Genomic DNA, 18,445 nt, shown 5'->3' with positions numbered 1-18,445 from the left:
GGCCACACCATAGTACCGAGGGCATCGGCGCGGCGCGGTTCCCCAGGCGCAAAATAGGCCGGGCGCTCACTGTCCGCTCTGGATGGAACCGCGCGCTCCAGGGTATGTCGGCCTCCTGCGCCGGGCCGGACGGAGCAGGCGGCGAGGCTCAGATCTGCCGCCCGAGCTCGGTCGGCGACGCCCTCGCGCGGTCGATCGAGCGAGGGCGCGCGGAGGAGCTCAGCGCTTCGTCCCGAAGATCGCGGCGTCGGCGGAGAGCCTCCCCGGCCCGACGAGGAGGAGCACGAGGGAGATGGAGAGGTAGACCGCCGCCACCTCGTAGGAGGAGCCGCCCATCGCGAAGAACGGATCACCGCGCATCACGTGCGTCGCGACCGCGACCGCCATCGTGGCGGCGATGCCCAGCGACGCGAGCGGCGTCAGGAGGCCGAGGATCCAGGCGAGGCCTCCGCCGACCTCGGCGATCGCGGCCAGCGCCTGCAGGAATCCCGGAACGGGCGCGGTGGGCCCCATCCAGCTGAAAGGGGCCTGGATCTTCCCCCAGCCGTGAAAGATGAACGCGATGCCGGTGACGACGCGAAGCACGAGCAGCGCGGCCGAGGCCGAGAACGGCACGTCGGTCACCCGCAGGAATCTCTTGAGCATCGGGGAACACTCCTCTCGGCTCGTTAGTAAGGAAAAACGCAGGGAACATCAAGCGCGCTCACCGGAACTCGACGCGCCGCGATCCGGGGCGTCGCGCCCGGATCCCCGCTGGCCGGGCCGGGCGAGCCGGCGCGCCCGGTCCGCGCTTCAAGCGCCGGTGTGCTGTTCGCGCCCGCGCGCGGGGGCCGCGGCGCTCGCTCGCCCGTCGCCGAGGGCGTCGAGGCACCGCCGCTTGATCGCGGCGAACTCGCTCGATCCCACGATCGCGGCGCTCCTCGGCCGCTCGAACGGCACCGCGATCTGCGCGCCGACGCGGCACGGCCGGCGGGTCATGAGGGCGATGCGGTCGGACAGGAAGATCGCCTCGTCGATGTCGTGCGTGACGAACAGCACCGTCGTGCGCACGTGACGGATGACGTCGAGGAGCAGCGCCTGCATCGAGAGCCGGGTCTGGGCGTCGAGCGCGCTGAACGGCTCGTCCATCAGCACGACGCGCGGCTCCGCGATCAGGACGCGCGCGATCTCGACCCGCTGCTGCATGCCGCCGGAGAGCTGCGCCGGATAGGCGTCCTCGAACCCCGACAGCCCGACGAGCTCGAGCAGCCGCCGGGACGCCTCCCGGCGCTCGCGCTCCGGGACGCCGCGCATCTTGAGGCCGAAGCCGACGTTGTTCAGCACCGTCTTCCAGGGGAGCAGCGAGCACTGCTGAAAGACCATGCCGCGCTCCGGCCCGGGCGCCTCGACCCGCTCGCCGCCGACCGCGATGCTGCCGCGCTCCGGCGCCACGTACCCGGCGACGGCGTTCAGGATCGTCGACTTGCCGCATCCGGAGGGGCCGAGCAGGCTCACGAGCTCGCCACGCTCGACGGTCAGATCGAGATCCCGCACCGCCTCGACGCGGCGGGAGCCCGTCCCCAGCGCCACGGACAGGCCGCGGATCTCGACGGCACCCCCCGGGCTCTCCCGGCGCGGCGCGCGCGCGGCGGACGTCATCGGCCCTTCTCCTCCGGCCGGTGCCAGGGGGTGAGCCACGCGCCGATCCGCTGGACGAGCGCGCTGCTGAGCATGCCCATCAGGCCGATGAGCAGCATGCCGAGGACGATGTCCGGGTAGCGCTGCAAGTTGTACGACTCCCAGGTGAAGTAGCCGATGCCGTACTGGCCCCCGATCATCTCGGCGGTCACGAGGCAGAACCAGGACGTGCCCATGCCGATGCTCATCCCCGTGAGGATGCTGGGCAGCGCGCCCGGCAAGATCACCTCGAGGAAGAGGCGGAAGGGGCGCGCGCCGAGGCTGCGGGAGCTCGCGATGAGCCGCGGATCGAGGGCCCCCACGCCGTGGATGGTCGCGAGCAGGATCGGGAACAGCGCCCCCAGGGTCGTGATGAAGATCATGCTCAGCTCGGCCGACGGGAACATCAGGATCGCGAGCGGGAGCCAGGCGACGCCGGGGATGGGGCGCAGGACCTCGAGCGGCGGGAGGAGCGTGTCCTCGGCGAGCCGCGACCTGCCGATGAGGAGCCCGAGCGCGACGCCCGTGACGCCCGCGACGGCGAAGCCCGCGAGGACGCGGAGCACGCTGCTCCAGAGGTGCCGCCAGAGCTTCGGCGAGCCGAAGAGCTCCCGGGCCGCGACGAGGACCTCCGTCGGCGCGGGCACGTTGACGAACGTGACGAGGCCGAGGTCCACGCGCGACGTCGACGCCCACTGCCAGAGGCCGATGCACGCGGCCACGGACAGGGCGCGCAGACAGGCGCGGCCGAGGTCGCGCCGCGGGCGCCGCTCGCGGAGCGCGCCGCCCGGCGCCGGGGACGCGCGCCGCAGGGCCGCGCTCTCCAGCGCGGGCGCGGGCGCGAAGGCGGCGCGGCCGGCGAGCTCCGGCCCGGCCGGCGCGCTGCGCTCGGAGAGCATCGTCATGGCGCCGCCGCCGTGAGCTTCGTGACGTCGCCCCGCAGGGTCGCGAAGTCGACGACCGCCGCGGCGTTCTCCGCGGCCCATCGCTCGGCGTCCTCCTTCGCCAGGAACGCCGAGAGGCCCCCGCCGGGATCCCTCGCGTACCACGCGCGATCGGCCAGGAGCTTCACCCCGCTGAGGCGATCGTGCACGAAGACGACGCGGATCTCCTTGCCCTCGGCCGTGAGCTGCTTCAGCGCGGCGAGCGCGGAGCCCGGGCTCCCGTACGCGCGCACCTTCGGCTCGCCCCCGACCCAGATCTGCGCGGCCAGCGCCGGCTCGACGATCGGCCCGCCGGACAGGGCGTCGCTCCCGGACAGCGGGAGCTTCGCGTGGCTCGCGAGCCGCGCCTCGTAGTCGAGCCCGAGCTCCTGGGCCGCGCGCCGGATGTACCGGTCGTCCACGAACGCGCCCACGTCGAGGGTCGTGTCCGTGCGCTTGAGCAGCGTGAGCGTGTCCACGGCCACCTGGAGCGCGCGGCGGACCTCGGGCTTGATCGTGAAGTCCCGCGTCTGGATGCCGAGCGGCCCGTGAAACATGTAGGCGACCTCGGCGTCCACGCCGGTCACCTTCTCGATGAGCTCGCTGTATTTCTCGGGCTCCTCCGCGAACAGGCGGTCCGCCTCGAGCGCCGCCTTGAGGAAGGCCACGACGATCTCCGGGTGCTCCTCCGCGTACGCCGCGCGCACCAGGACGCCGTGCGCCGTCGGCACCTTGACGCTGGAGCCGTCGTAGATCTTCCGGGCGAAGCCGCGGAAGGGGAACAGCTCCGCGAACGGGACGAAATCGGCGTGCGCGTCGATCTTCTTCGCCTTCAGCGAGGAGCCGCCGACCTCCGGGGACTGCGACACGAGCGTCACGTCCTTCTCCGGATCCCAGCCGAGATCGCGGATCGCCCGGAGCAGCATGCCGTGGGCGGACGAGCCGAACGGGACGGAGATCTGCTTCCCCTTGAGGTCCTTCAGGCCCTGGGCCGGGGCGTCGCTCGGCACGACGATGCCGTTGCCGCTCCCCAGCGCGCTGCCGGAGAGCGTGGCGATGTAGAGGCTGCGGCTCCCCTGCTTCTGATGGGCGACGCCGTTCAGCACGCCGGGGAAGTCGGCCATCCCGCCGATGTCGAGCTTCCCGGCCACCATCTCGGTCGTGAGCGGCGGCCCCGAGGTGAAGTCCTTCCACTCGATCTCGTAGGAGACGTCCCTGTACTTGCCGTCCTTCGGCAGGTGCTTCTCGAGCAGCTTGAGCTCCCGGATCAGGAGCCCGCCGGTGGCGCAGTTGATGGTCGTGTCCTGCGTCCCGATCGCGATGCGGATCGTCCGCTTCGCGTCCGGGGTGCACGACAGGCCGACGAGGATCGCCGCGAGGAGCAAGAGCACGCGCGCTGCCTGGATCATCGACTCAATCCCTCGCGAAGGTTCCATGTCGTCCGGCCCCGGCCCGGATCGCCTCGAGGGCGCGGGCCGTCGCCTTCCGCACCTCGGCGTCGGTGTCGCCCAGCAGCCGCTGGAGCGGCGCCTCGGCGGCCGCCGCCGCGAGCTCGCCGAGCGCCTGCGCGGCGGCCTTGCGCAGATCCGGGAGGTCGCTCCCGAGCAGCGCGACGAGATCCGGCGTGGCCGAGGCGGCCCGGAGCCGCCCGAGCGCGAGCGCCGCCTCCTTCCGGACCTGCCAGGCGCCGTCCTCGAGCGCGCTCCGGAGGTGCGGCGCGGCGAGGCCGTGCGCCGAGCGGCCGAGCACGATGGCGGCCTCGACGCGGACCCGCCAGTCGGGGTCGGAGAGCAGCCCGACGAAGTCCTGGACCTGCGCCGCCGCGCCGAGCGACTCGAGCGCGCCGATCGCGACCTGCCGCACCCGCGCGTCGGGGTCGCGCAGGCTGCCGCGGAGGGCAGCCGCCGTCTCGGGCCGCCGCAGGTAGGCCAGGGCGACGACCGCCTCGCGCCGCACCTCGGGCGCAGGATCGAGCAGCGCACCCTCGAGGTGCTCCAGCGCCCGCGGATCGCGGAGCTCGCGGAGCGCCACGATCACCGACATCCGCACGAACGGGTCATCATGACGCATCGCATCAATCAGGTCCATGGCGGCGTCCGTCGCGCGGAGCTCGCGGAGCGCCGTGGCGGCCGCCTCGCGCACGTGGGTCTCCTCGTCGTCGAGCGCCTGGAGGATGGCGGGCACCGCGCGGGGGTCGCCGAGGTCCTCGAGGTGCCCCAGCGCGAGCGCCCGCACCGTCGGGTCCCCGTCGCGGACGGCCTCGATGAGCGGGTGGAGGATCTCCGGATCCGAGAGGTCCTCGATCTGCGTCAGCGCGAGCTGGCGCGCGCCAGGGTCTGGATCCCTGAGGACGCTCACGAGCTCCTGTGCGAGCGAAGGCTGTGTCATATCGTCTCTCCGCCTCCAGGACGCTACCGGATGAGAAAGGGGATCTTCACGGTGATGGCCTCTTTGGGGCAATCGATCTCGCACGCGAGGCAATACCAGCACTCGTCGTAGGCCATGCGCGCCTTCTTCGTCTCTGGATCGATGGCGAGGCAGTCGACCGGACACGATTCGATGCAGATGCGGCAGCCCTTGATGCAGGACGCCTCGTCGATCACGACCGGCAGATCGAGCCGGACGGCGGCCTCGGCGTGCCCCACGGTCCTGGCGCGCTGCGCCTTGACGGATTCGCGGTTGAGAAGGTGAGCCATCGATTGAACCTCGTTGCTCGTCAGAGCGGCGCGCGCTGCTCTTCGGCCGGAATGCGCATCTGGCGGTAAGTCTTGAGCTCGCCGTCGTCGATCGGGAAGAGATAGGGATCGACGGGCCTCTTGAAGGCGACCATCTCGCCGTCATCGCCCTTCTTCAGGTTGACGTGGACGAACCAGCTGCGGTCGTCCATCTCGGGGAAATCGAGCCGGTAATGGTAGAGGCCCCAGCGGCTCTCGGTCCGGTACAGCGAGGCGCGCGCGGCCATCTCCGCGCAGTCGCGGATGAAGTGGCACTCCATCACCCGCATGAGCTCGTGGGGGCTCGTCGCCGTGACCTCCTCGAGCTCGTCCTTCGCCCGCAGGAAGTACTCGAGCCCGAGCGCCATCCGGTTCCCCGTCTTGGGCGGCTGCAGGTAGTCGTTCACGAGGCGCCGCACCTTGTATTCGTACTGGTGGGGCGCCACCCCGCTCCTGCGCGAGAGCGGGGCGAGGATGCGCTCGCGCTCGGCGTCGACCGCGGCGGGGAGCGGCTCGACCGCGGGCGCGCGATCGAGGTAGTCGAGGGCGCTCTGGGCGCAGATCTTCCCGTAGGTGAGCGCGCCGAGGAGGTAGTTGTGCGGCACGCACGCCATGTCGCCGGCGGCGTAGAGCCCGGGCACGGTGGTCTCGCCCTTCTCGTTCACCCAGACCCCCGACGCGCTGTGGCCGCTGCACAGGCCGATCTCGGAGATGTGCATCTCGACGAGATCGCTCCCGTAGCTGTGCCCCCTCCCCTCGTGGAAGCGACCGCGGCTCGGCCGCTCCGTCTGGTGGAGCACCCGCTCGACCTCGGTGATCGTCTCCGGGGCGAGGTGGGTCAGCTTGAGGTACACAGGGCCGTTCGCGGAGTGGAGCTCCCGGTAGAACTCGAGCATCATCTGCCCGCTCCAGTAATCGCTCTCGATGAAGCGGTGCCCCCGCGCGTTCACCGTGTGTCCGCCGAGGGGACCGGTCACGTAGGCGCACGCCGGACCGTTGTAGTCCTTGATGAGCGGGTTGATCTGGAAGCACTCGATGCCCGAGAGCTCGGCGCCCGCGTGGTAGGCCATCGAGTAGCCGTCTCCGGCGTTCGAGGGGTTCTCGTAGGTCCCGTGGAGATAGCCGGACGACGGCAGCCCGAGCCGCCCGGAGGCGCCGCAGCAGAGGATGACCGCCCTGGCCTTGATGACCTCGATGTGGCCCTCGCGGGTGTCAAAGCCCATCACGCCGGCGACCTGCCCGTCGGCCACGAGGATCCGTGTGGCCATGACGCGGTTGATGACCCGCACCCCGGCGCGCTTCACCATGCGCGTAAGGATCTTCTTGAGATCGTAGCCCTCGGGCATCGGGAGGACGTAGCTCCCGTTGTGGTGGACCTTCTTGACGTCGAAATCGCCAGAGCGCGTCTTCTGGAACTTGACCCCCCACGAGTCGAGCTCCTGGATCATCGCGAAGCTGTTCCGAGCATATTCATAGATGGCGCGCTGGTTCACGATGCCATCGTTGGCCACCGTGATCTCCTTCACGTACTGCTCGGGCGTCGCATGTCCGGGGATGATCGCGTTGTTCAGCCCGTCCATGCCGATCGCGATCGCGCCGCTCCGCTTGATATGCGCCTTCTCGAGGAGCACCACCCTCCCCCGCGGCAACCGCTGCTGCGCCTCCACCGCTGCAGTGGAGCCTGCGCTGCCGCCGCCCACGACGACGACGTCCGCCTCTGTCACGCGAATGTCCATTGCGAATCCTCGAGGTTTCAAGCGCGCACACGACGACCCCGCCGCCGATCAGCCCGGCAGCCAGGGGTCGGACGCGCTGCGTCTTCCATCACGGACGCAGCATCCGTTTTAACAGACGACGCCTCCCTGGGCAATCGCTTTGTGGCCCTCGCCCGACCGCAGCAGCCCGGGGGCCCGCGTGAGGGCGCCTTGCAAGCGAAAACTCAGGGTCGATCGTGGACGGCGCCGCGGCCGAGGAGCCGCTGCGCGCAGGCGGGCTCACCGCCCCTGCGGATCTCCGACCCGCCCAGAAAGATTCGCCTTTCCACCATGGTTGTCTCCCCGAAGACGCGGGCGGGACGCTACCATGCGGGTCAACCCGTAGTCCTCCCATGGATCGGGGGAACCGCGCGCGGTCCTTCTTCTCATCGGTCCCCCCCGATCCACCGCGCCCGGCGCCTCCAGCCACGGCGCCCGCGCGCCGCTTCGCTGCATGGCCAAGCACCCGTCCCAGCTCGCCGACCTAGAGATCCAGCGCCGCCTGGGCGCTGGCGGCATGGCGGAGGTCTTCCTCGCCAAGAAGCGCGGCGCCGAGGGGACGTACAAGCTCCTCGTCGTCAAGCGGATCCTCCCCGCGCACGGGGCCTCGCGGCGCTTCCGCGCGATGTTCGTCGAGGAGGCGCACCTCGCGACGCGCCTGAACCACCCGAACATCGTCCAGGTCTACGAGTTCTCCGACCACGGCGAGGACGGGCTGCTCCTCTCGATGGAATATGTCGAGGGCTACGACCTCGGCAAGCTGATGCGCGCCGCCCAGCAGAAGGAGTCGCGGATCCCGCCGCTCGTGTCGGCGTTCGTCGTCTCCGAGGCGGCCAAGGGGCTGCACTACGCCCACGAGCGCAGGGACGAGGGCGGCATGCCGCTCGCCATCGTCCACCGCGACGTCTCGCCGCAGAACATCCTGCTGTCGTTCGAGGGCGTCGTGAAGATCGCCGACTTCGGCATCGCCAGCGCCAACCTCTTCCGCGAGGAGCCCGGCGTGCTGAAGGGCAAGTTCGGGTACATGTCGCCCGAGCAGGCGCGCGGCGAGCGCGTCGACCGGCGGAGCGACATCTACGCCCTCGGCGTCGTGCTCTACGAGCTGCTCGCCATGCGCTCGCCCTACGGCAAGCTCGATGACGAGGCGCTGCTCCAGGCCGTCAAGGAGGGCCTCTTCGAGCCCCCGTCGACGCACGCGCGCGACATCCCGGCGGAGCTCGAGGCGATCGTGATGCGCGCCATGGCGCAGGCGCCCGAGGACCGCTTCCAGACCGCGCGCGACCTGGCCGGGGCGATCGCGCGCGTCCTGCTCGCGAAGCAGGAGCTCGTCGACAACGCGTCGGTCGAGCAGACCGTGGCCCACCTGCTCGGCCGCGACCGCGAGCAGGAGGCGCGCGAGAACGCCGCCGGCGGCGCGGAGGGGCCGGCCGAGGGCGACGGCTCCGTGGCGCAGCCGCAGACGCTCGCGGCGGTGCCGGCCGCGCGCACGGGCGGCGAGCACGAGAACACCGGCGCGCCGCGCGTCGTGCGCGAGGTGCGCCACGTGGCCGTGGTGACGATGCGCATCGAGGGCGTGGACGAGCTGCTCGGGGCGCAGGGGCGGCTCGCCGGCCGGCGCAGCGGGCGCTCGATCCGCACCACCCTCGACGCGATCGCCTTCAAGCACGGGGCGATCTGGTCCTGGGAGTCGCACGCGAGCGCGCGCGCGGTCGTGGGGCTGCTCGCGAACCCCTCGCGCGCCGCCGCCGACTCCGCCTCGCTGGCGGTCGACGTGCACGAGGCGCTCGCGGGCGCGTCGGAGGACCTGCCCGTCGAGCTCCGCGCCGCCATCGGCATCGTCCGCGGCATCGCGTACGGCGAGCGCGACGAGCAGGGGCACCTCATCAACCACGCGCTCAAGGAGCCCGCGAACTTCCTCGCCGAGCGCCTCGGCGGCCGCACCCCGTTCGGCAAGACCTGGGTCGCGGGCGGCGTCTACCGCCTCGTCCGGCGCGACTTCCGCTGGGGCGACGCGCCGTCGCTCGATCTCAACGACGCCGGCGGCTACCAGGTCCCGCACCAGATGCGGCTCTACGCGCTGCAGCGCCCGCTCACCCGCGAGGAGCGGATGGCCGAGATCGCGCTCTCGCCGAACGACCTCGTGGGGCGCGACGCGGAGCGGGCCGACCTGCACGCCGCCTACCACCGCGCGGTCTCGCCGCCCGTGAAGGGGCTCGCCGAGCCGCCGTCGCCGCGCTACGGCGAGAGCGAGCCGCCGCCGCCGCCGAGCAGGCAGAGCAAGCCGCCGCCGCCGAGCAGGCAGAGCAAGCCGCCGAGCCCGCTGGGCGGCGCGCTCCGGGGCCAGTCGGTGGCGCGCGTCCTCGTCGGCGAGATGGGCATCGGCAAGAGCGCGCTCATCTCGACGTTCCTCTCGGAGCTCCCCGGCGAGGCGCGCGTGCTCCACGTCGAGTGCTCGCCGGTGAAGAGCGAGCTGCCGCTCGCCACGGTCTGCGACGTGCTCCGCGACGTCACCGGGATGGGGCTCGACCACTCGATCGACGACGCCGCCCACGTGATCCGCGCGCTGCTCGGGCCCATCGCCCGCTCGCCGCTCGGGGCGCGCATCGTCACGCGCCTCGCCGAGCTCGTCACGGGCAAGCAGCTCGACCACCCCGAGGAGGACGCCACGGCCTACGGCCGCGACGTGGTGGTGCGCGGCGTGAAGTACCTGCTCGGCTCGCTGGCGCGCCACCAGCCGCTCGTCGTCGTCATCGACGGCCTCCAGTGGGCCGATCGCCCGAGCCTGGAGCTCATCTCGGAGCTCCTGAAGCAGCGCTCGGAGCGGCTCCCGATCCTCGTGCTGCTCCTCACCCGCCCCGAGGAGCGCGTGACCCCGTTCATCGAGGGGCTCGTGCGGATCGAGCTCCGCGGCCTCAGCGCCGAGGAGCAGATGCGCCTCGTGGAGGCGCGGCTCGGCGTGCGCGAGGGCGTGGCGACCGTCTGCGGCGAGCTCGTGCCGCGCGTCGCCGGCAACCCGTTCTTCCTGCTCGAGATGGTCGACGCGCTCCTCGAGCGGGGCACGCTCGAGATCGTCGAGCACCCGGACGGGCGGCACGAGCTCGTCCGCCACGACCGGACCGGGGACCGCGGCGAGCCGCTCCCCTCGACGCTGGAGCAGCTCATCGGCGATCGCCTGCGCGAGCTGCCGCCCGCGGAGCACGACGTCGTGAACTGGCTGGCGGTCGCGGGGGGCCCGCTGCTCAAGGACGACATCATGAACCTGACGCGGCTCGCCGACGACGAGGCCGTGACGCGCCTCTGCGCCCGCGGCCTGTGCGATCGCCGCGCCGGGGCGGTGGACTTCCGGCACCCGCTCGCGCGCGACGTCGCCTACCTCGCGCTCGACGGCCCGAGCCGCGTGCGCATGCACCGGCGGCTCGGCGAGCACCTCTCGACGACGCCGCTCGCGCAGGGGCTCTCGGCCGCGATCGTGGCGCAGCACCTCGCGCGCGGCGAGGCGCCCGGGCCGGCGGCCGAGCTCTACCTCGACGCGGCGCGGGCCGCGCGCGCCGGACACCAGGCGCAGCTGTCGCGCCGGTACTACGAGCGCGCGCTGGCGCTCCTGCCGACCGGCGACACCCGCGTGATGATCGCGCACGAGGCGCTGGAGGCGATCTTCCGCCACCTCGGCCGCCGCCGCGAGCGGAGGAAGCACCTCGCGGCGCTGCGCCAGCTCGCGAAGGAGAGCGGCCAGGCGCGCTGGGCGGCGCTCGCGCTCGTGCGCACCGCGCGGCTCGACCTCGACGACGGCCACCTCGCCCGCGGCCTGCCGGTGGCGCAGCGGGCCGCCGAGATCGCGCGCATCGCGCGCCGCCCCGCGCTCGAGGTCGAGGCGCTCACGATCCTGTCGGAGGTGCTGCGCGAGCTCGGCGACGTCCAGGGCGCGATCAGCGCGGCCGACCGGGCCCTCCGGGTGACGCAGATGGGCGGGCTGACGCCGCGGGCGCGCGCGGAGGTGCTGCGCACGAAGGGGGTGCTGCTGCGCCGGGTCGGCCGCGTACAGGAGGCGGTCGAGGCCTACGCCGAGGCGATCGCGGTGTTCCGCGCCGTGGGGGCGCGCCGCAGCGAGGCCCGCGCGAAGAACTCGCTCGCGGTGGCGATGTTCGTGCTCGAGCGCTTCGAGGACGCGATCGCGGTCGGGCTCTCGTCGATCTCCATCGATCTCGCGATCGGGGGTCGGTTCCAGATCGCGAAGACGCTGAGCAACATCGGCCACGCGTACGCCAAGCTGGGGGACATCTTGCGCAGCCTCGCTTACATGAAGCGGGCGCGGGAGGCGCACGAGCGCTATGACGATCAGGACGCGCGGGCCGACACGCTCCTCTGCTCGGCGGGGATCCTCCTCGAAGCGGGCGACCTCGACGCCGCGCACACCCTCTGCGCCGATGCGGGCGCGCTCATCGCGGTGACCGGCAGCGTCTACGACATGATCCACGAGCGCAACGTGCGCGGCCTCCTCGCGAAGGTGCAGGGCGACGTCCAGGGCGCGATCGCGAACGCCTCGGAGGCGCGGCAGCTCGCCGAGTCGCAGGGGCTGATGAGCTACCACGCGTACGCGACGGCCATCGAGGCGGGGGCGCGGGTGGACGCGGGCGAGGTGCACTCGGGGGTGCTGCTCGCCCGGACGGCGCTCGGCGCGGTCGAGGCGGGCAGCTCGGAGTACGGCATCGAGGTGCGCGACCTCTGCTGCGAGGCGCTGCAGAAGGGCGCGCCGGCGAGCGCCGGGGACGCGTACCACCGCGCCGGGATGCACGTGCGGAAGGTGGCGAGCTACATCCGCGACGCGCGGCTCCGGGCGCTGTTCCTGGAGCGCACGGTGGTGCGGCGCATCCTCGCCGCGGAGGCTGAGGGTCCGGCGGCGGGGCTGGACCCGCTCCGCCGCGGGGAGATGGCATGAGCGGCACCGGCGGAAGGACAGGGACGAAGCCGCGGCGCAAGGTCGCGGTGATCCTCTCGGGCGGCGGCGCCCGGGGCGCGTACGAGGTCGGGGTGATGTCGTACGTGCTCGACGCGTTCGCCCGGCTCCGCGGGGCGCCGCCGCGCATCGACATCCTGTGCGGGACGTCGGTCGGGGCGGTGAACGCGTGCTACCTCGCGGCGCACCTCGACGATCCGACGCTGGGCGTGCGGCGGCTCGTCAACCTGTGGACGCAGCTGAAGCTCGAGACGGTGCTCGGCTTCGGGGTCCGGCAGGCGATCTCCCTGCCGAAGCTCATGTTCGGCGGCGGCTCGGAGGGCGTGGGCCTGTTCGACGTCTCGCCGATGCAGAGGCTCGTCGAGCGCGAGATCCCGTGGCGCGCGATCGCGCGCACGCTGCGCCACGGCCACCTCTCGGCGGTCAGCGTGTCGGCGACCGAGATCGGGACGGGCCGCACGGTCATCTTCATGCAGACCGGCCCGGACGGCGCGCTGCCGACGACGGCGCCCCCGCGGACGATCATCCGCGGCGCGCTGATCGGCCCGCCGCACGCGCTCGCGTCGGCGGCGATCCCGATCCTGTTCCCGCCGGTGCGCATCGGCCGGGATCTCTACATGGACGGGGGCGTGCGGCAGAACACGCCGATCGCGCCGGCGCTCCGGCTGGGGGCGACGCACGTGCTGGCGATCGGCCTGTCGCGGGAGGTGCGGAGCATCGACGCGGGGGACAGCGGCAAGCCGCCGGGGATGGCGCTGGTGCTCGGCAAGGTGCTGAACGCGTTCCTGCTCGACCACATCCAGACCGATTTCGAGGTGATGACGCGGGTGAACCACATGATCGAGGACGGCGAGCAGGCGTTCGGCCCGGATTTCCTGCACTCGATCAACGCGGCGGCGGCGCAGCGCGGGGCGCTGCCGTACCGGCGGGTGGAGACCCTTGTCGTGCGGCCGAGCGTGGATCTCGGCCGGCTCGCGGCGGAGCACGTGAGGGCGGGCAAGGTGCAGGGCGGGCCGGCGATGATGCGGCGGCTGCTCTCGCTGGTGGACGTGGGGGCCGCGAACGACGCGGATCTCGCGAGCTATCTCCTGTTCGACGGGTCGTTCACGCGGAAGCTGATCGAGCTCGGGCGGGCGGACGCGGAGGCGAGGCGGCACGACGTGGCGGATTTCTTCGGGAGCGCGGCGGAGGAGGCGGAGCCGAGGCTCTCGGACAGCGCGGAGTGGTCGATTCCGCCGCCGGTGGGGCCGGGCGGAGCCTAGAACACCAATCATGTGAAACCCGGAGAATTTTCACAGGGAGGCGAGGAGGCGGGGAGGAGGAAGAAAAAAAGAATCTCTCCCTCTCGCCGTCTCTCGCTCCCCGCCTCCTCGCCTCCCTGTGAAATTCCTGCTTTTTTTCGGGATTTCAACCCGTTTGTCGCTCTAGCCAGGCGCGTCCCCGGCTGCGCGGGAGGCCGCGCCCCGCGCCGCGCCACGAACACGGTCTCCGAGGGACTATCCTCGTCGCAAGACGCGTGACCGGGGAGAAGCGCGGCGCCCAGCGCGGGTGTTCGTCGACCCACTCCACACCTCGCCGGTGGTGTGCGTGAACAGGCCATCAAGGACGAGTTGACCGCAGCCCGTCGGGCTCTCGTAACTGACGCAGAGACGCAGAGACGCGGAGATGCAGAGACGCGAAGCACATCGCCGCGCGCCTGGCGAAGCTCGCCTCATGGAAAGGAAATACATTTTATTTACCGAGGCGCTCGAGCACGTATGATATGCTCTGGGCGTATCGATCACTGCGGCCAGTGGGCTTGTTGTCACTCCAAGAGTGAATCTTCCCCATGCACAGCAGCACACATTCGGTCTTCATCGCAGCTTCGGCGGAGCGTGTCTTCGGGGTGGTCTCCGACCCGGCGCAGATCCCCCGCTGGGGGGTCCATTTCTGCTCGAGCGTGCGCGCCGACGGGGCCGCCCTCTGGGCCGCGACCCCGCGCGGCGAGGTGCGCTTCGCCATGCGCGCCGACCGCGCCCTGGGCGTCGTGGATTTCGGCCACCTTGGAGCCGACGGCGCGTGGCGCTATTCGCCGACGCGGGTGATGCCGGCGGAGGGCGGGGCCGTCTTTCTTTACACCTTCTTCCAGAGGCCGGGGATCTCGGACGAGCGCTTCGCGGCGATGAAGCGCGAGATGGAGGAGGAGCTCGCCCTGCTGAAGCGGCTCGTGGAGGGCCCAGCCGTCTTCACGACGAGCTCCCCGGGGCCGGCGAGCGCGGAGCCCGCGCATTCGCTCGCGCGTGAGGCGCTGGCGAGCCCCGCGTGGCGCGAGCGCCTCGAAGCCGCGCGCCGTCGCGACGCGGAGGATCCGCTCGCCGCGCTGCGGGGGCGCTTTCATCGGCCGCCGGGGCCGGACGGCGTGGGGGCGGCTTATTTCTGCGGCAATGGGCTGGGGCTGCTCTCCAGGGACGCGGAGTCGGCGCTCGCGGGGGCGCTCGACCAGTGGCGCGACCTCGGCTTCCGAGCGTATTTCGACGCGACGCCGAGGTGGCTGGACGCGGACGAGCTGCTCGCCCGCAGGCTCGCGCCCATCGTGGGCGCCGCGCCCGAGGAGGTGGCCGTGATGGGCAGCGTCACCGCGAACCTGCACCTCCTGATGCGCAGCTTCTACCGTCCGACGCCCGGACGTCACGCCATCCTGCTCGAGCCCGATGCATTCCCGTCCGACCGCTACGTCGTCGCCTCGCACGCGAGGCTCGCTGGCGTCGATCCGGCGGCGAGCGTGCGCGAGATCCCCGTGCCAGCAGGGCAATCGTACGCGACCACCGAGGACGTCGTCGCGCACATCGCGGCGCACGGCCACGAGATCGCGCTCGTCCTGCTGGGCGGCGTGAATCACTTCAGCGGACAGGCCTATGATCTCGAGCCGATCACGCGAGCCGCCCACGCAGCCGGTTGCCTCGTCGGGGCGGATCTGGCGCACGCGATCGGCAACGTGGCGCTGAGATTGCACGACTCGGACGTCGATTTCGCCGTGTGGTGCCATTACAAGTACCTGAACGCCGATCCCGGCGGCGTCGCCGGCCTCTTCGTGCATGAGCGTCACGGGCGGGACACGCGGCTGCCGCGTCTCTCGGGCTGGTGGGGGCAGCGGAGGGAGGCGCGCCTGGCCATGCCGGACCCCTTCGAGCCCGAGGTCGGCGCGTGGGGCTTCCGGCAGAGCGGGCCGCCGATCGCCAGCATCGCCACGCTGGCAGGGGCGCTGCAGCCGTTCGAGGAGGCCGGGATGGAGCGGCTGGTCGAGAAGCGCGAAGCGCTGGTCGCGGAGCTCCTCGCCCACGTGGACGGGCTGCCGCGGGAGCGGGTGGAGGTGATCACGCCGCGGGAAGCTCGAGGCGGGCAGATCTCGCTGCGCGTGCGCGGGAAGAGCCCCGCCGAGATCTCGCGGGGACTGTGGAGCCACGGGGTCCTCGTGGGCACACGGGCGCCGGACGTGGTGCGGATCGCTGTCGCGCCGCTGTATAGCAGCTTCGAGGACGTCTGCCGGCTGGGGCACGCGCTGGAGAAGGGGATGGTTCTTGACCATGGATAATCGCATCAAAGACGTCGTCATCCTCGGTGGAGGGACCGCCGGATGGATGGCGGCCGCATACCTCGGCAAAGCCCTCCAGGGCAGCGTGCGGATCACCGTGTTGACGGCCCCGTCCATCCCCAGGATCGGCGTCGGCGAGGCCACCATCCCCAACCTGCAAAAGACCTTCTTCGACTATCTCGGCCTCGCCGAGGACGAGTGGATGCGCGAATGCAATGCCGCCTTCAAGATGGCGGTCAAGTTCATCAACTGGCGCACCCCCGGCGAAGGCGCCGCGACGTCCAGGCCCCTCGACGGCAGGTCGGACCACTTCTATCACCAGTTCGGCTTGCTGCCCGAGCACGATCACATCCCCTTGTCGCATTACTGGTACCATAAGCTGTCACGAGGACAACCGGTCCAGCCGTACGACTATGCCTGCTTCTCCGAGCCGCCGATCATGGACGCGAAGCTCGCCCCGCGCTGGCTCGACGGCCAGCGGGCGACCCGATATGCCTGGCATTTCGACGCGCACCGGATCGCGGACTTCCTCCGGCGCTTCGCCACGACGCGGCAGGGCGTGGAGCTCGTGGAGGACGAGCTCGAGGGCGTGAACCTCGGCCCGGGCGGCGCCATCGCGAGCCTCGTGACCCAGGGCGGGAGGGTCCTCGAGGGCGATCTGTTCATCGACTGCTCGGGCTTCAGGGGTGCCTTGATCAACAAGGTCATGGGCGAGCCGTTCATCGACATGAACGATCACCTGCTCTGCGACAGCGCCGTGGCCACCGCCGTGCCGCACGACGACGAGCGGCACGGCATCGAGCCGTACACCTCGGCCATCGCCATGAACGCCGGCTGGACCTGGAAGATCCCGATGCTGACCCGCTTCGGCACCGGCTACGTCTACTCGAGCAAGTTCTCCCGGGAGGACGAGGCAGCGCTCGATCTCTGCAGGCTGTGGGGCCTCGATCCCGAGCGGACCCCGCTGAACAGGATCCGCTTCCGCGTCGGCAGGAACCGGCGGGCGTGGGTGAAGAACTGCGTCAGCATCGGCCTCGCCTCCTGCTTCCTCGAGCCGCTGGAGTCGACCGGCATCTATTTCATCTACGCCGCCATCTATCAGCTCGCAAAGCACTTCCCCGACAGGCACTTCGATCCCGTGCTCATCGATCGCTTCAATCGCGAGATCGAGACGATGTTCGACGACACCCGGGATTTCATCCAGGCCCACTTCTACCTCTCTCCCCGCGCGGATACGCCGTTCTGGAGGGCCAACAAGTCGCTGGCCCTGACAGACGGCATCAAGGAGAAGATCGCGCTTTACCGGGCGGGCATGCCGGTGAACGCGCCGGTGACGGACGAGACGACCTATTATGGGAACTTCGAGGCCGAGTTCCGGAGCTTCTGGACCAACGGCAATTACTACGCCATCTTCGGCGGGCTGGGCTTCCTCCCGGAGCGCCCGATGCCGGCGTTGACCTACAAGACAGCGTCGATCGCGGAGGCCGAGGCGGTCTTCGCCAGGGTGGCGCAGAAGCAGCGACACCTCCTCTCCACGCTGCCCTCGAACTACCAGCTCCTCCGGCAGATACACGGCCAATGAGGGGCGCGACGGACCCGGCCAGCGCCGCGGAGGGGGCCCCCTCGGCGGCGCCGTTCGACGAGGGCGCGCTCGACGACCTCGCGTCGTTCGACATGGATGCGGCGCGGGGCTATCTCCCTGCCACGGATCCGGTCGTCCGGCTTCCGCCTGCATACGATGCGTGGGAGCGCATCGCCGCGAGCCTCCCCGCGCTCCTCTCGGCGGAGAAGCTCGGAAAGGCGCTGGAGCGAATGCCCCTCTTGCCGCTCGACCGGCTCGAGGACGTCGGCCAGGTCCGGCGCGGCCTCTTGCTCGTCTCGATGCTGGCGTCGGCGCACGTCTGGGGTGGGAGAGAGCCAGCCACTGTCCTGCCGCGCAGCGTCGCCGTGCCGCTGTGGGAGCTCTCGGAGCGCCAGGGTCTGCCGCCGACCCTGGTCCACGCCACGATGACGCTCTGGAACTTCCGGCGCCTCGAGGACGACGCGGGCATCACGCTGTCGAACCTCGCCATCCTGCAGCTGTTCCACGGGGGCATGGACGAGCACTGGTTTTTCCGGATCGCTGTGGCCATGGACGCCGCGTGCGCGCCCGCGATCCAGGCGATCGTGCAAGCCCTGTGCGGCTGCGCGAACGGGCGCGTGGAGGGGGTGGCGCGCGCCCTCGACGTCATGACAGCGGCCCTGAACGATATCCGCGAGCTCCTCGCCCGCATGCCGGAGCAGTGTGATCCTTACATCTTTTACCGGCGGCTCCGTCGCTTCCTGAGCGGCTGGCCCGAGCCGGGGGTCATCTACGCGGGGGTCGACGACTCGCCACGGCGCTTCGGCGGATCGAGCGGCGCCCAGAGCCCCCTGCTACAGCTCTTTGACGCGATCCTCGGGGTCTCGCCCTCCGACGGGGTGCGCTCGTTCCTCCTCAAGATGCGCGCCTCGATGTTACCGGGCCACCGCCGCTTTCTCGAGGTCGTCGAGCGCGGCCCCTCGCTCCGGGGTTTCGTTCGCCAGCACGCGTCGAGCCACCCCGCGCTGTGCGACGCGCACGACGCGTGCGTGAACGCGCTCGTCCGCGTCCGGGAGGTGCACGCCGAGATCACGGTCCGCTATATCCTCCGGGAATCGGACGAGAAGCAGGCTCAGGGCACGGGCGGCAGCAGCCTCGTGGAATTCTTGAACGAGATGTGCGACGCCACGCGCCGACGTGCCGTCGGTGCAGACACGTCGCGGACGGCGCGTGCGTGACGTGTGTGACGTGTGTGACGTGTGTGAACCGACAGCTTCCGGGCGCCCCTCGTCGCCTGCTGGGCGCGTGCCGG

Annotated in this window: 12 protein-coding genes; 5 read left to right on the top strand and 7 right to left on the bottom strand. The window is 71.3% G+C overall.

Annotated features, from left to right (window positions below):
* Positions 1–219 precede the first annotated feature (219 nt).
* From WMF36_RS14480 to WMF36_RS14450, 7 genes are all read right to left on the bottom strand, one after another.
* Complete coding sequence (locus WMF36_RS14480; RefSeq protein WP_437580186.1) at positions 220–645, bottom strand: DoxX family protein; 426 nt, start codon at positions 643–645, stop codon at positions 220–222.
* A 147-nt stretch (positions 646–792) separates the two neighbouring features.
* The gene (locus WMF36_RS14475) at positions 793–1,638 is read right to left on the bottom strand and encodes an ABC transporter ATP-binding protein (protein ID WP_437580185.1); all 846 of its coding nucleotides are present in this window, start codon (positions 1,636–1,638) and stop codon (positions 793–795) included.
* Entirely contained in the window at positions 1,635–2,561 is a 927-nt protein-coding gene (locus WMF36_RS14470) for an ABC transporter permease (protein ID WP_437580183.1), read from the bottom strand. Before WMF36_RS14470 ends, WMF36_RS14475 begins: the two co-directional genes overlap by 4 nt.
* Positions 2,558–3,988: an ABC transporter substrate-binding protein gene (locus tag WMF36_RS14465; RefSeq protein ID WP_437580182.1), complete on the bottom strand. Its 1,431-nt coding sequence runs from the start codon at positions 3,986–3,988 to the stop codon at positions 2,558–2,560. Before WMF36_RS14465 ends, WMF36_RS14470 begins: the two co-directional genes overlap by 4 nt.
* 4 nt (positions 3,989–3,992) lie before the next feature.
* Entirely contained in the window at positions 3,993–4,967 is a 975-nt protein-coding gene (locus tag WMF36_RS14460) for a HEAT repeat domain-containing protein (RefSeq protein WP_437580181.1), read from the bottom strand.
* Positions 4,968–4,990: 23 nt separating this feature from the next.
* Entirely contained in the window at positions 4,991–5,275 is a 285-nt protein-coding gene (locus WMF36_RS14455) for a 4Fe-4S dicluster domain-containing protein (RefSeq protein ID WP_437580180.1), read from the bottom strand.
* Between the two features lie 20 nt (positions 5,276–5,295).
* Positions 5,296–7,029, bottom strand: a complete 1,734-nt coding sequence (locus tag WMF36_RS14450) for a fumarate reductase/succinate dehydrogenase flavoprotein subunit (RefSeq protein ID WP_437580179.1) — start codon at positions 7,027–7,029, stop codon at positions 5,296–5,298.
* A gap of 472 nt (positions 7,030–7,501) precedes the next feature.
* Between WMF36_RS14450 and WMF36_RS14445 the strand changes: the two genes are divergently transcribed.
* The 5 genes from WMF36_RS14445 (at position 7,502) to WMF36_RS14425 (ending at position 18,371) form a co-directional block, all read left to right on the top strand.
* Complete coding sequence (locus WMF36_RS14445; protein WP_437580178.1) at positions 7,502–11,983, top strand: serine/threonine-protein kinase; 4,482 nt, start codon at positions 7,502–7,504, stop codon at positions 11,981–11,983.
* Positions 11,980–13,263 carry a patatin-like phospholipase family protein gene (locus WMF36_RS14440; RefSeq protein ID WP_437580177.1) on the top strand — a complete coding sequence of 428 codons (1,284 nt, stop codon included), beginning with the start codon at positions 11,980–11,982 and terminating at the stop codon, positions 13,261–13,263. Before WMF36_RS14445 ends, WMF36_RS14440 begins: the two co-directional genes overlap by 4 nt.
* 566 nt (positions 13,264–13,829) lie before the next feature.
* Positions 13,830–15,572 (top strand): kynureninase, encoded by a 1,743-nt coding sequence (kynU, locus tag WMF36_RS14435; protein WP_437580176.1) that lies wholly within the window; start codon positions 13,830–13,832, stop codon positions 15,570–15,572.
* Positions 15,565–17,154 (top strand): tryptophan halogenase family protein, encoded by a 1,590-nt coding sequence (locus WMF36_RS14430; protein ID WP_437580175.1) that lies wholly within the window; start codon positions 15,565–15,567, stop codon positions 17,152–17,154. Before kynU ends, WMF36_RS14430 begins: the two co-directional genes overlap by 8 nt.
* Positions 17,151–18,371 (top strand): hypothetical protein, encoded by a 1,221-nt coding sequence (locus tag WMF36_RS14425; RefSeq protein WP_437580173.1) that lies wholly within the window; start codon positions 17,151–17,153, stop codon positions 18,369–18,371. Before WMF36_RS14430 ends, WMF36_RS14425 begins: the two co-directional genes overlap by 4 nt.
* The last annotated feature ends 74 nt before the right edge of the window (positions 18,372–18,445 follow it).

It is taken from the genome of Sorangium sp. So ce887, assembly GCF_051521455.1.
GTDB lineage: Bacteria > Myxococcota_A > Polyangia > Polyangiales > Polyangiaceae > Sorangium.
Note: the sequence above shows the minus strand (reverse complement) of the source record. Positions and strands in the feature narration are given on the sequence as shown.

Bases quoted from the DNA above. Each gene is read 5' to 3' on its own strand.
- WMF36_RS14480 (WP_437580186.1), bottom strand. From the start codon at position 645: ATGCTCAAGAGATTCCTGCGGGTGACCGACGTGCCGTTCTCGGCCTCG.
- WMF36_RS14440 (WP_437580177.1), top strand. From the start codon at position 11,980: ATGAGCGGCACCGGCGGAAGGACAGGGACGAAGCCGCGGCGCAAGGTC.
- WMF36_RS14465 (WP_437580182.1), bottom strand. From the start codon at position 3,988: ATGATCCAGGCAGCGCGCGTGCTCTTGCTCCTCGCGGCGATCCTCGTC.
- WMF36_RS14460 (WP_437580181.1), bottom strand. From the start codon at position 4,967: ATGACACAGCCTTCGCTCGCACAGGAGCTCGTGAGCGTCCTCAGGGAT.
- WMF36_RS14455 (WP_437580180.1), bottom strand. From the start codon at position 5,275: ATGGCTCACCTTCTCAACCGCGAATCCGTCAAGGCGCAGCGCGCCAGG.
- WMF36_RS14450 (WP_437580179.1), bottom strand. From the start codon at position 7,029: ATGGACATTCGCGTGACAGAGGCGGACGTCGTCGTCGTGGGCGGCGGC.
- WMF36_RS14445 (WP_437580178.1), top strand. From the start codon at position 7,502: ATGGCCAAGCACCCGTCCCAGCTCGCCGACCTAGAGATCCAGCGCCGC.
- kynU (WP_437580176.1), top strand. From the start codon at position 13,830: ATGCACAGCAGCACACATTCGGTCTTCATCGCAGCTTCGGCGGAGCGT.
- WMF36_RS14430 (WP_437580175.1), top strand. From the start codon at position 15,565: ATGGATAATCGCATCAAAGACGTCGTCATCCTCGGTGGAGGGACCGCC.
- WMF36_RS14470 (WP_437580183.1), bottom strand. From the start codon at position 2,561: ATGACGATGCTCTCCGAGCGCAGCGCGCCGGCCGGGCCGGAGCTCGCC.
- WMF36_RS14425 (WP_437580173.1), top strand. From the start codon at position 17,151: ATGAGGGGCGCGACGGACCCGGCCAGCGCCGCGGAGGGGGCCCCCTCG.
- WMF36_RS14475 (WP_437580185.1), bottom strand. From the start codon at position 1,638: ATGACGTCCGCCGCGCGCGCGCCGCGCCGGGAGAGCCCGGGGGGTGCC.